Source organism: Phytobacter sp. V91, from assembly GCF_965644225.1.
Lineage (GTDB): Bacteria > Pseudomonadota > Gammaproteobacteria > Enterobacterales > Enterobacteriaceae > CBFFRJ01.
Genome location: NZ_CBFFRJ010000007.1, coordinates 1 through 11,799, shown reverse-complemented (window position 1 = coordinate 11,799; position 11,799 = coordinate 1). Strand labels below are relative to the sequence as shown.

11 protein-coding genes and 1 pseudogene are annotated in these 11,799 nt (G+C 54.6%); 8 read left to right on the top strand and 4 right to left on the bottom strand.

What is annotated here, in order from left to right; genetic code table 11:
• The first annotated feature begins 38 nt into the window (after positions 1-38).
• Together ACSZO4_RS02505 and ACSZO4_RS02500 are read left to right on the top strand one after the other, a co-directional pair.
• Positions 39-419 carry a helix-hairpin-helix domain-containing protein gene (locus ACSZO4_RS02505; RefSeq protein ID WP_437887307.1) on the top strand — a complete coding sequence of 127 codons (381 nt, stop codon included), beginning with the start codon at positions 39-41 and terminating at the stop codon, positions 417-419.
• Between the two features lie 96 nt (positions 420-515).
• Entirely contained in the window at positions 516-923 is a 408-nt protein-coding gene (locus tag ACSZO4_RS02500; protein ID WP_437887252.1) for a YbgC/FadM family acyl-CoA thioesterase, read from the top strand.
• Between the two features lie 63 nt (positions 924-986).
• Here ACSZO4_RS02500 and queC read toward each other — a convergent pair whose 3' ends face one another.
• Together queC and ACSZO4_RS02490 are read right to left on the bottom strand one after the other, a co-directional pair.
• Positions 987-1,682 (bottom strand): 7-cyano-7-deazaguanine synthase QueC, encoded by a 696-nt coding sequence (gene queC, locus ACSZO4_RS02495; protein ID WP_437887251.1) that lies wholly within the window; start codon positions 1,680-1,682, stop codon positions 987-989.
• 65 nt (positions 1,683-1,747) lie between these two features.
• Complete coding sequence (locus tag ACSZO4_RS02490; protein WP_437887250.1) at positions 1,748-3,448, bottom strand: SgrR family transcriptional regulator; 1,701 nt, start codon at positions 3,446-3,448, stop codon at positions 1,748-1,750.
• Between the two features lie 173 nt (positions 3,449-3,621).
• Here ACSZO4_RS02490 and cof point away from each other — a divergent pair, with 173 nt between their 5' ends.
• Positions 3,622-4,440 carry an HMP-PP phosphatase gene (cof, locus tag ACSZO4_RS02485; protein WP_437887249.1) on the top strand — a complete coding sequence of 273 codons (819 nt, stop codon included), beginning with the start codon at positions 3,622-3,624 and terminating at the stop codon, positions 4,438-4,440.
• A 46-nt stretch (positions 4,441-4,486) separates the two neighbouring features.
• Here cof and ACSZO4_RS02480 read toward each other — a convergent pair whose 3' ends face one another.
• Positions 4,487-5,533, bottom strand: coding sequence for a PLP-dependent cysteine synthase family protein (locus ACSZO4_RS02480; RefSeq protein ID WP_437887248.1), 1,047 nt, complete (start codon positions 5,531-5,533; stop codon positions 4,487-4,489).
• A gap of 115 nt (positions 5,534-5,648) precedes the next feature.
• Here ACSZO4_RS02480 and ACSZO4_RS02475 point away from each other — a divergent pair, with 115 nt between their 5' ends.
• From ACSZO4_RS02475 to amtB, 5 genes are all read left to right on the top strand, one after another.
• Complete coding sequence (locus ACSZO4_RS02475) at positions 5,649-6,107, top strand: Lrp/AsnC family transcriptional regulator (protein ID WP_437887247.1); 459 nt, start codon at positions 5,649-5,651, stop codon at positions 6,105-6,107.
• Positions 6,108-6,152: 45 nt separating this feature from the next.
• Positions 6,153-7,916, top strand: a complete 1,764-nt coding sequence (locus tag ACSZO4_RS02470) for a SmdA family multidrug ABC transporter permease/ATP-binding protein (RefSeq protein WP_437887246.1) — start codon at positions 6,153-6,155, stop codon at positions 7,914-7,916.
• Positions 7,909-9,687, top strand: coding sequence for a SmdB family multidrug efflux ABC transporter permease/ATP-binding protein (locus tag ACSZO4_RS02465; protein ID WP_437887245.1), 1,779 nt, complete (start codon positions 7,909-7,911; stop codon positions 9,685-9,687). The genes ACSZO4_RS02470 and ACSZO4_RS02465 overlap by 8 nt, the downstream gene beginning before the upstream one ends.
• A gap of 255 nt (positions 9,688-9,942) precedes the next feature.
• Positions 9,943-10,281, top strand: a complete 339-nt coding sequence (glnK, locus tag ACSZO4_RS02460; RefSeq protein ID WP_002891893.1) for a P-II family nitrogen regulator — start codon at positions 9,943-9,945, stop codon at positions 10,279-10,281.
• A gap of 33 nt (positions 10,282-10,314) precedes the next feature.
• Entirely contained in the window at positions 10,315-11,601 is a 1,287-nt protein-coding gene (gene amtB, locus ACSZO4_RS02455; protein ID WP_437887244.1) for an ammonium transporter AmtB, read from the top strand.
• A 53-nt stretch (positions 11,602-11,654) separates the two neighbouring features.
• Here amtB and ACSZO4_RS02450 read toward each other — a convergent pair.
• Positions 11,655-11,799 (bottom strand): annotated as a pseudogene (locus tag ACSZO4_RS02450) (IS4 family transposase); the annotation flags it as partial.

The window sequence follows — 11,799 nt, the reverse complement described above, 5'->3', positions numbered from 1 at the left end:
TTATCGTGCCTTTACTGTGAACAACAAGGAGAAACAGTATCAAACGTGGAATCAAAGTACTCTTAATGACCCTGACGCTCGCGGGAGCCGCAATCGGGCAAAATGCGCAGGCAGCAGCAGAGACAGGGGCCAAAGCCCAGGCCAGCCAGACCAAAGCAGAGACGTCAGCTTCAGTACAAAGCAAAAAACTGGATGCCGTTAAGAGCACTGACGATGATGGCGGCAGTCGGGTCAGTATTAATACCGGGAGTGCGGAAGATTTGGCCCGGGTGTTAAACGGCGTCGGTCTGAAAAAAGCGCAGGCGATTATTAGTTACCGCGAAGAGTACGGCCCGTTTAAAAGCGTGGAGGATTTAAAACAGGTTCCTGGAATGGGTAACGCGCTGGTAGAGCGTAATATGAGCCATCTCACGCTCTGAATTTCTTCCTTGCGTAGTCGCCATTTTTTGCCATGCTAAAGAGGTCATACCAGTTATGACCTCTGTTCCTATAACAAAAGTAAAGGCAAAAGCGCTATGCAGACTCAGATTAAAGTTCGTGGTTTCCACCTTGATGTCTACCAACATGTTAACAATGCCCGCTATCTTGAATTTCTCGAAGAGGCGCGGTGGGATGGGCTGGAAAACAACGAAAACTTTCAATGGATGACGGCGAATAACATCGCGTTTGTCGTCGTTAATATCAATATTAACTACCGTCGTCCGGCGGTACTGGGCGATCGCCTGACGGTGACCAGTCATGTTAAGCAGATTAATGGCAGAAGCGGCGTGCTCAGTCAGGTGGTGACTTTAGATCCGCAGGGTGAGGTAGTGGCGGATGCGCTGGTGACCTTCGTATGTATCGATCTTAAAACCCAGAAGGCACTCTCTCTTGAGGGGGAACTGCGGATCAAACTGGAAGAGATGATCCGCGAAGAGATGTAACGATCCTCTGGATTCGTTGGCTGGAGAATCCCCGGCAGGCAAAACGCCACCGGGGAATTCGGCTTATTTCAGGCCGGTTTTTTGTTTCATGACCGCCATCACCGCCGGTTTGTCCGCCAGGTAGAGATTCAGACCCTTGGCACGGAGATTACAGGCGGCGCACTGCCCACAACCGTCACCTTTGACGCCGTTATAGCAGGTCAGGGTTTCGCTGCGCACCAGATCAAGTTTGCCCCAGTAATCCGCCAGCGCCCAGGTTTCGGCTTTGTTCAGCCACATCAGCGGCGTTTCGAAGCGAATATCTTTTGCCATGCCGAGGCTTACAGCATGATTGAGCGCTTTGACAAACTCATCACGGCAGTCCGGGTAGCCTGAGAAATCCGTCTCACACACCCCGGTAATCACCGCTTGCGCCTGAACCTGATACGCATAAATAGCGCTCAGGGTTAAGAACAGAATATTGCGACCCGGAACAAAAGTATTGGGGATGCCGCTGGCATCAGGCTGGTAATCCGGGACCGGAATACTGTCACGGGTCAGGCTGCTGACCGCAAGCTCGTTTAACAGGGTGACATCCAGTACTTTGTGGGCACGCGCACCTAACGCCAGTGCCAGTTCGCGAGCGACATCAATTTCGGCACGGTGACGCTGGCCGTAATCGAAGGTGACGCAATGCACCTCATCGTATTGCTGCAACGCCTGGACCAGACAGGTCGTGGAGTCTTGCCCGCCACTAAACACGACAACGGCACGTTTCATAATTCTTCCCGGATTCAGTAATAAACCAGTATGGTAACGCGAGCGGAGTGCCCCGACCAGCTTCTTCACGGTGTGGGCGGCGGCAGCCAGGCCCGGGTGAAATCAAACCAGCCGCGAGTGTTTAACGCAATGCCCTCAACGCCCGGCGGCGCGCTGATTCGATATTGATAATTAAACAAAGGGGTGAGGATGCCCTCATCCATCAGGCGACTGAACACGTCCTTCAGGGCGAGAATTCGGATCTGTTCATTTTCCAGGCTTTGCACCGCATCGAGCGTCGCCTGCAGGTGGGTAAATTGCCGGGCGCTCAGTGCATTCGGCCACAGGGGATCGCTGCGCAACCATTGCTCAAGGGCGTACTCCGGTGCTTCTCCGATCAGCCTGTCGCCCATCATTAAGTCGGCCTTGCTCAAGGCTTCGCAGCCTTCCCAGGTTTTGGCATCATGAAAAATAACCGTCAGTTCACAGCCCTGGGTCGCCAGATAGCGTTTCAACTGCTGCGCCATGGCGTGTAACTCTGCCGGCAGGTGATAAACCAGCGTTAAGGCGGGAGGCAAAGGGATCGACGCTTGCGGCGGCCAATGGGGGATAGTCCAGCCGGGAATTAATGCCTTGCTGGGGGTGATCAGATCCTCATCCAGAGGCAGGGTTTGTAAGAGCGTGGTCTGATGAATAATCTGCACCAGCCGTCGTGACTGTGCCGGACTCAGCTTCGCATCAGGGCGCTGTGTGAGATAACAAAAGCCCAGGCTGGTGCTGCTGCTCACCGGCTTCAGGTCAACCAGTTCATCCGCTTTACCAATTGCGATTTGTACCGGATGGCGGCAACTGGTGCCCAGATCCTGTTCAAACAGCAGCGGCGTTATCCAGTACTCAACGGCTTTCAAAAACGGGTGATTCAGATGGTAATGCTCGTGACTTTCGAGGCGCACCAGCTCTTTGCTGAACGACACCAGCTGAAACGGCCCGGTTCCTGACATCGGGGAGAGCGGATGCGCCAGCAGGCAGGGGTAACTGGCAAGGCGGTGCGCCAGCCAGAAATCCGGATGATGCAACCTGAAGGTCAGGCAATGGGAGTGGGTCGCCTCTACTGAATTGACGCTGGCAAACAGGGTGCGCAGCGCGGGCAGCTCAAACAACATCATAAATCGTTGTTGCAACTGGCGGGTATCAACCGGATCGCCGTTGTGCCAGTGTAAGGTTGGGCGAATATGGAACCGCCAGCACAGCTTGTCGTCGCTGATATCCCAGTGGTGGGCTAAATCCCCCTGAGGCAAAAAGCTTTCACTGACGAAGCGCGTCAGGCCGGAGAAAATCTGCCCTGCCAGATGCTGTTCAGCGCGACCGGCCAGAAAGCCGGGATGCAGTGGTTCAAGCGAGCGATAATAAGGAATGCGCAATGTCGGCGTGTCGTTCTGCCATGAACCTCCCAAAAACGGATTTAACAATACGCGTAAATCTTCCGGGGCAAGCTGCGCCAGGGCCAGCGCGTTGTGCTGCTGCCCGGTGTTCAGCGCCTCTTCCATCATCTGCTGACGTAACGATTCCGGCGAGCGTAAAAACTGCAAATCCCCCCGTTTTCCACGGCCGGATTGTGAGTGCCAGCGAAGCCAGCCGCTCGCCTGCATCTGACGCAGCAGGGTGCGCATATGGCGTTCGCTGCAATAACAATCTGCGGCGAGACAGGCCACGCTGACCTGCTGAGGGGCGCCTGCTGAAATCTGCCATAAGCGCTGATACTGATTGAGTCGGTTAAGTTGTCGCATATATCCGTCATACTCCTGGTTGCCTCTTTGTTGGCTTCGCATTCCGTCGCGATGCAACCCGCATTATTTTGGCTATAAACCCGGAACAATTTTATCCATCTTCTCACTATTACTTCCGTATATATCAGGCAATACTTTTGCGCAATATGACGCGATAAACTCTGGAGACGAATATGGCCCGGCTGGCTGCTTTTGATATGGATGGCACATTGCTCATGCCCGATCACCGTTTAGGAGAGCAGACCCTGACGACCCTGCGCCGCCTGCGGGAGCGCGATATTACCCTGACGTTTGCGACGGGCCGGCATGCGCTGGAAATGCGTAAAATCGTCAGCGCAATTTCACTTGATGCGTTTCTGATAACCGGTAACGGCACGCGTGTTCACTCACTCGACGGCGAGTTGTTACATCGTCAGGATCTCGAACCGGAAGTGGCTGAGCTGGTGCTGCACAGCAAATGGGACACTCAGGCCAGTATCCACGCGTTTAATGACTCAGGCTGGCTGACCAACAAGCCCATTCCTGATGCGATGAATGAACATCTGTACAGCGGCTTCACCTATCAGCTTATCGATCTGAAACGCTTACCTGCCCATGAGGTAACCAAAGTCTGCTTTGTAGGTGAACATGACGACCTTTGCCGCTTGCGTATCCAGCTCAATGAGGTGCTGGGTGAGCGGGCGCACCTCTGTTTCTCCGCATTTTTCTGTCTGGAAGTCCTGCCCGTCGGATGCAATAAAGGCGCAGCGCTGACCCTGCTCAGTGGATTGCTGAACGTGCAGTTGCAGGATTGTATGGCGTTTGGTGATGCGATGAATGACGCAGAGATGCTGGCGAGCGTCGGGCGTGGGCTGATTATGGGCAATGCGATGCCGCAACTGCGCGCCGCACTGCCCGATTTACCGGTTATCGGACACTGCCGTAATCAGGCGGTATCCCATTATTTAACGCATTGGCTGGATACACCACATCTTCCTTATTCCCCCGAATGACGAGATTTTTCCAGCAAGCCAGACACAACACTACGTCTGGCTTTTTTTATTTCATCAGTTGGCTAATCCTGTCCTGCCAGGGGCGGATATCACCAATATTGTTCCCGACCCACTGCGCATCGTAGTAGGTTTCGAGATAGCGTTCCCCGCTGTCGCACAACAGGGTCACAATCGAGCCGGTACGACCCTGTTCGCGCATGCGAGCAGCCATGTTCAGCGCACCCCACATATTGGTTCCGGTCGAGGCGCCGACTTTGCGGCCCAGCTGGCTTTCCAGCCACAGGGCCGTGGCCACGCTCGCCGCATCCGGCACGCGCAGTATTTCATCGACCACATCTGGAATAAAAGAGGGCTCAACGCGGGGCCGCCCGATACCCTCTATTTTACTGCCAGTGGCGGAGCGCAGTTCTGCGTTGCGGGTTTGCCAGAAATCCATAAATACCGAATTTTCAGGATCAACCACCATTAAGCGGGTGTCGTAGCCCTGGCAGCGAATGTAGCGGCCAATGGTGGCAGAAGTGCCCCCGGTGCCGGCGCTCATCACAATGCACTCAGGTACCGGATGCGGCTCATTTTTCATCTGGCGGAAAATACTGTCGGCAATATTGTTATTTCCCCGCCAGTCGGTGGCGCGTTCGGCAAAAGTAAACTGATCCATATAGTGACCATTCAGGTCGCGGGCCAGCCTCTCTGAGACTTCATAGATTTCGCAGGCGCTGTCGACAAAATGGCAACGTCCGCCGTAAAACTCAATCTGCTCGATTTTTCGTTTTGCCGTATAGCGTGGCATCACCGCGATAAACGGCAAACCCAGTAAGCGGGCGAAATACGCTTCCGACACCGCAGTGGAACCCGAGGAGGCCTCAATGATGGTGGTGCCTTCTTTAATCCAGCCATTGCACAGACCATAGAGAAACAGCGAGCGTGCCAGGCGGTGCTTCAGGCTGCCGGTAGGATGGGTGCTTTCATCTTTTAAATAGAGCTCAATGCCCTTGAATGCCGGGAGCGTGAGGCGAATCAGATGGGTATCTGCCGAGCGCTGATAATCGGCATTGATTTCGCTAATTGCGTGTTTAACCCAGTCACTGTTCATGCATCTTTTCCATTTGTCATTTTGTGCCCAGAATAGAACAAAGCGCAGAAAAAATTGTTGCCATTTTGCCTTTGGAATAGAATGCAGGGAGAAAAATTTTCTCTATGAGGTCGTAATGATAGATAAAATTGACCGAAAGTTGCTTTCATTACTGCAACGGGACTGCTCGCTCTCTTTGCAGGCGCTGGCGGATGCCGTTAATCTGACCACCACGCCATGCTGGAAACGGTTAAAACGGCTGGAAGATGACGGTATTCTTCTGGCGCGCGTGGCGATGCTGGATGCGGAAAAACTCGGGCTAAGCCTGACCGCATTTGTGCTGATCAAGACCCAGCACCATAGCAGTGACTGGTACTCGCGCTTCACCGCCGTGGTGACGGAAATGCCGGAAGTGCTTGGGTTCTGGCGTATGGCGGGTGAGTATGACTACCTGCTACGCGTTCAGGTAGCCGACATGAAACGATACGATGATTTCTATAAGAAGCTGGTCAACAGTGTGCCCGGGCTTTCAGATGTGACGTCGAGTTTCGCCATGGAGCAGATTAAATACACCACGGCTTTACCCATTGAATAACCCTCCCGGCGGTGGCCGGAAAAATCACGTTCAGGATGTTACCGCGTGCGATTATTTGCTCAGTTAAGCTGGTATTTTCGCCGGGAATGGCGACGCTATCTCGGTGCCGTTGGCTTGCTTATCATCATTGCCATTTTGCAACTCGTTCCGCCCAAAGTGGTGGGGATCCTTGTTGATGGCGTCACCCGACAGCACTATACCGCCTCACAGTTACTGATGTGGATCGGTCTGCTGGTGTTGATCGCTATTGTCACCTATCTGTTGCGCTATGTCTGGCGTGTCTGGCTGTTTGGTGCCTCTTATCAACTCGCCGTTGAACTGCGAGAAGACTTTTATCGTCAGTTAAGCCGCCAGCATCCGGAGTTCTATTTGCGGCATCGTACCGGCGATCTCATGGCCAGGGCCACCAACGATGTGGATCGCGTGGTCTTTGCTGCCGGTGAAGGGGTGCTGACCCTGGTGGACTCGCTGGTGATGGGATGTGTGGTGCTGGTTGTGATGTCGACGCAAATCAGCTGGCAGCTCACCTTATTGTCGCTGCTACCGATGCCGATTATGGCGCTGGTGATCAAGCGTTATGGCGATCAGCTGCATCAGCGCTTCAAACTGGCGCAGGCCGCTTTCTCCGCATTGAATGATCGTACCCAGGAGAGCATGACCAGCATTCGGATGATCAAAGCCTTTGGCCTGGAAGATCGGCAGTCAAGGCTATTTGCCGGTGAAGCTGCGGACACGGGGGCGAAAAATATGCGTGTGGCGCGCGTTGATGCCCGTTTTGATCCCACTATCTATATTGCCATCGGAATGGCCAACCTGCTGGCAATCGGCGGCGGGAGCTGGATGGTGGTGCAGGGCTCGCTGACGCTCGGGCAACTGACCAGCTTTATGATGTATCTGGGATTGATGATTTGGCCGATGTTAGCTCTGGCCTGGATGTTCAACATCGTTGAGCGTGGCAGTGCGGCTTATTCCCGTATTCGCGACCTGCTGGCAGAAGCGCCGGTGGTGAGTGACGGCACCGAACCCGTACCCGCCGGGCGCGGCACGCTGGAGATTGCCATTCGCCAGTTTAGCTGGCCGCAAACGACACACCCGGTGCTGAATAATATCAATGTCATCCTCAAACCGGGTCAAATGCTGGGGATTTGCGGGCCGACGGGGGCCGGAAAAAGTACCTTACTGGCGTTGATTCAGCGCCATTTCGATGTGGAAGAGGGGGATATACGCTTCCACAATATGGCACTGAGACAGCTTAAGCTGGATGACTGGCGCAGCCGCCTGGCGGTGGTTAATCAGACTCCGTTCCTGTTCTCTGATACTGTCGCCAGCAATATTGCGCTGGGTAAACCCGGTGCGACTCAGCAGGAGATTGAGCACGCGGCCAGACTTGCCAGCGTGCATGACGATATTTTGCGCCTGCCGCAGGGTTACGAGACCGCGGTGGGCGAGCGTGGTGTGATGCTTTCCGGTGGGCAAAAGCAACGAATTTCTATTGCCCGGGCCCTCCTGCTCAATGCCGAAATTCTGCTGCTCGATGATGCGCTTTCCGCCGTTGACGGACGCACTGAGCATCAAATTCTGCATAACCTGCGTCAGTGGGGAGAAGGTCGCACGGTGATTATCAGCGCGCATCGGCTGTCAGCCCTGACTGAGGCCAGCGAAATTCTGGTGCTGCAGCACGGGCATCTTGCCCAGCGCGGGCAGCACGAGCTACTGGCCCGTCAGCCCGGCTGGTATCGCGATATGTACCGTTATCAACAGCTGGAAGCGGCGCTGGATGATGCGCCAGAGGAGGCCGGTCATGCGTAATTTTGGGCAACTATGGCCAACCTTAAAGCGGCTGCTGGTCTACGGAAGTCCGTGGCGTAAACCTCTGCTTAAAGCGGTATTGATGTTATGGGGTGCGGCGGCAGCGGAAGTCTCTGGCCCGGCGCTGATCAGCTACTTTATCGATAATATGGTGGCGAAAAGCTATCTGCCGCTGGGTCTGGTTGTCGGCCTGGTGGTGGCTTATGTTGGCCTGCAGGTGCTGGCTGCAGGGCTGCATTACGCCCAGTCGCTGCTGTTTAATCAGGCGGCTGTCGGCGTCGTACAGCAATTGCGCACCGATGTGATGGATGCCGCATTGCGTCAGCCGCTCGCGGCCTTCGATACCCAGCCGGTCGGGCAGATTATTTCCCGGGTCACTAACGACACGGAGGTGATTCGTGACCTGTATGTGACGGTGGTCGCCACCGTGCTACGCAGTGCGGCGCTGATCGGGGCCATGCTGGTCGCCATGTTTAGTCTCGACTGGCGTATGGCGCTGGTGGCAGTTGCCATTTTCCCGGCGGTATTGATTGTGATGCTGATTTATCAGCGCTACAGCACGCCGATCGTCAGACGTATGCGCGCCTGGCTTGCGGACATTAACGATGGCTTTAATGAAGTCATCAACGGGATGAGCGTTATCCAGCAGTTTCGCCAGCAGGGGCGCTTTGGCGAGAGAATGGGGGAGGCGAGTCGCTCTCATTATCTGGCGCGTATGCAAACGTTGCGCCTCGATGGTTTTTTACTGCGCCCACTGTTGAGCCTGTTCAGCACATTGATCCTTTGCGGGTTGCTGATGCTGTTCAGTTTCAGTGCCACCGGCTCCATGGAGGTGGGGGTTTTATATGCCTTCATTAGTTACCTGGGGCGTCTTAACGAGCCATTAATTGAGCTCACCACTCAGCAATCGATGCTGCAACAAGCGGTGGTGGCCGGGGAGCGTGTCTTTGAATTGATGGATTGCCCGCGCCAGACCTACGGCGATGATGATAAGCCCCTGAGCAGCGGTGCGATTGATATCGATAACCTTTCGTTTGCTTATCGGGACGAGCGACTGGTGCTTCAGGATATCAACCTGAAGGTGCCTGCACGCAGTTTTGTTGCGTTGGTTGGGCATACCGGCAGCGGGAAAAGCACGCTTGCGAACCTGCTAATGGGCTATTACCCACTCACGAAAGGGGAGATCCGTCTGGACGGTCGTCCGCTCAGCAGCCTCAGTCATGCCACGCTGCGCCAGGGCGTCGCCATGGTTCAGCAGGATCCGGTAGTCATGGCCGACAGCTTCTTTGCCAACGTTACGCTGGGGCGAGACATTAGCGAAGCGCAGGTCTGGCAGGCGCTGGAAGCCGTACAGCTTGCTGACCTGGCGCGCGAAATGAGTGACGGCATCTATACACGCCTTGGCGAGCAGGGTAACAACCTTTCCGTCGGTCAGAAGCAGTTACTGGCGCTGGCGCGGGTGCTGGTTGAGACGCCGCAAATCCTGATCCTTGATGAAGCGACCGCCAACATTGATTCGGGTACCGAACAGGCTATCTCTCAGGCACTGGCTGCGGTGCGGCAACATACCACGCTTGTGGTGATTGCCCACCGTTTGTCGACCATTGTGGAAGCCGAAACGATCCTGGTACTGCATCGTGGTCAGGCCGTTGAACGCGGAACTCATCAGCAACTCCTTGAAGCCAAAGGGCGCTACTGGCAGATGTATCAACTGCAACTGGCCGGGGAAGAGTTGGCGGCCAGCGAGCGAGAAGAATCGCTAATCGCCTGATGCACCATAATCAGGCAGGCTACTGACAGGAATCTCTGTTGGTGCAAAAAACTAACGCACCATGCACTAATGTGGTGCGTTTTTCTTTTCCAGGAACATTCTGAACAGTTCCCGTTTTCATCCCGTGATAACCCCACCCCCATCTCAAGGCTTAACAGACTGAAAATTGCCCGATTTTCATTTTTGGCACAGCCCTTGCAATATCTTCTGCGTGTTAGCTGCGGCCATTATCGATTTTCGACTGGAGGGGGATCTATGAAGCTGGTTACCGTGGTCATTAAGCCATTCAAACTGGAAGATGTTCGTGAAGCATTGTCTTCAATTGGTATTCAAGGGTTGACCGTTACTGAAGTGAAAGGTTTCGGCCGTCAGAAGGGGCATGCTGAACTGTACCGTGGTGCAGAGTACAGCGTTAACTTTCTGCCAAAAGTGAAGATTGATGTGGCCATTGCTGATGACCAGCTCGATGAAGTCATTGATGTCATTAGCAAAGCGGCATACACCGGAAAAATTGGCGACGGCAAAATTTTCGTTGCTGAGCTGCAACGTGTGATTCGTATTCGTACCGGCGAAGCCGACGAAGCGGCACTGTAATACCTGCACACAGTGAGAAGGATGGGGAATAAAATGAAGAAAGCAATATTGAAAGCAGGTCTTGCCTCACTGGCATTACTGCCAGGACTTGCGATGGCAGCTCCGGCTGTCGCTGATAAAGCGGACAACGCCTTTATGATGATCTGCACCGCGCTGGTGCTGTTCATGACGATCCCAGGTATCGCCCTGTTCTACGGCGGTCTGATTCGTGGCAAAAACGTACTCTCCATGCTGACGCAGGTGGCGGTTACCTTCGCACTGGTTTGTGTCCTGTGGGTTGTTTATGGTTACTCCCTGGCGTTCAGTGAAGGCAATAGCTTCTTCGGTAGCTTTAACTGGGCGATGCTGAAAAATATCGAACTGACGGCGGTGATGGGTAGCTTCTACCAGTATATCCACGTTGCGTTCCAGGGCTCATTCGCGGCGATTACCGTTGGCCTTATCGTCGGTGCGCTGGCTGAACGTATCCGCTTCTCTGCGGTACTGATCTTTGTCGTGGTGTGGATGACGCTCTCCTATGTGCCGATTGCGCACATGGTCTGGGGCGGCGGTCTGCTGGCTTCTCACGGCGCTATGGACTTTGCGGGCGGTACTGTTGTTCATATCAACGCCGCTGTTGCAGGTCTGGTGGGTGCATACCTGATTGGCAAACGTGTGGGCTTCGGTAAAGAAGCATTCAAACCGCACAACCTGCCGATGGTATTTATTGGTACTGCGATCCTCTACTTTGGCTGGTTCGGTTTCAACGCCGGTTCTGCAAGTGCTGCCAATGAAATCGCTGCGCTGGCTTTCGTGAACACCGTTGTTGCAACGGCGGGCGCTATCCTCTCCTGGGTATTTGGTGAGTGGGCGCTGCGCGGTAAACCTTCTCTGCTGGGCGCATGTTCTGGCGCGATTGCAGGTCTGGTTGGTATCACCCCGGCATGTGGTTACGTCGGTGTGGGCGGTGCGCTGATCGTCGGTATCGTTGCAGGTCTGGCGGGTCTGTGGGGCGTGACTGCTCTGAAACGCTGGCTGCGTGTGGATGACCCATGTGATGTGTTCGGTGTCCACGGTGTTTGCGGTATCGTTGGTTGCATCATGACCGGTATCTTCGCGGCAACGTCTCTGGGCGGTGTGGGTTATGCAGAAGGCGTAACCATGGGTCACCAGCTGTTGGTGCAGCTCGAAAGTATCGCTCTCACCATCGTGTGGTCGGGTGTCGTTGCCTTTATCGGTTACAAACTGGCTGACATGACCGTGGGTCTGCGTGTGCCAGAAGATCAAGAGCGCGAAGGGCTGGACGTCAACAGCCATGGCGAAAATGCCTACAACGCCTGATTGAGTTGAGTTATCTCCAAAGCGACAAAAGCCTCCCATCGGGATAATGCCGTTCACTTAAGCGGAGCGGCACTGCGTTTCACCGGATAACGGGTTTTTGATATCTTAACCGCCCTCGGCTTTGATGGTCGGGGGCGTTTTGTTATGAACAGAGCTTCCAGCGCCCCCCGCAGATGCTCCAGCCGTTTCGGGATGGTC

What these genes read in the sequence shown, in the direction of transcription:
- ACSZO4_RS02500 (WP_437887252.1), top strand. Translation starts at nt 516, where the DNA reads ATGCAGACTCAGATTAAAGTTCGTGGTTTCCACCTTGATGTCTACCAA.
- queC (WP_437887251.1), bottom strand. Translation starts at nt 1,682, where the DNA reads ATGAAACGTGCCGTTGTCGTGTTTAGTGGCGGGCAAGACTCCACGACC.
- ACSZO4_RS02490 (WP_437887250.1), bottom strand. Translation starts at nt 3,448, where the DNA reads ATGCGACAACTTAACCGACTCAATCAGTATCAGCGCTTATGGCAGATT.
- cof (WP_437887249.1), top strand. Translation starts at nt 3,622, where the DNA reads ATGGCCCGGCTGGCTGCTTTTGATATGGATGGCACATTGCTCATGCCC.
- ACSZO4_RS02480 (WP_437887248.1), bottom strand. Translation starts at nt 5,533, where the DNA reads ATGAACAGTGACTGGGTTAAACACGCAATTAGCGAAATCAATGCCGAT.
- ACSZO4_RS02475 (WP_437887247.1), top strand. Translation starts at nt 5,649, where the DNA reads ATGATAGATAAAATTGACCGAAAGTTGCTTTCATTACTGCAACGGGAC.
- ACSZO4_RS02465 (WP_437887245.1), top strand. Translation starts at nt 7,909, where the DNA reads ATGCGTAATTTTGGGCAACTATGGCCAACCTTAAAGCGGCTGCTGGTC.
- glnK (WP_002891893.1), top strand. Translation starts at nt 9,943, where the DNA reads ATGAAGCTGGTTACCGTGGTCATTAAGCCATTCAAACTGGAAGATGTT.
- amtB (WP_437887244.1), top strand. Translation starts at nt 10,315, where the DNA reads ATGAAGAAAGCAATATTGAAAGCAGGTCTTGCCTCACTGGCATTACTG.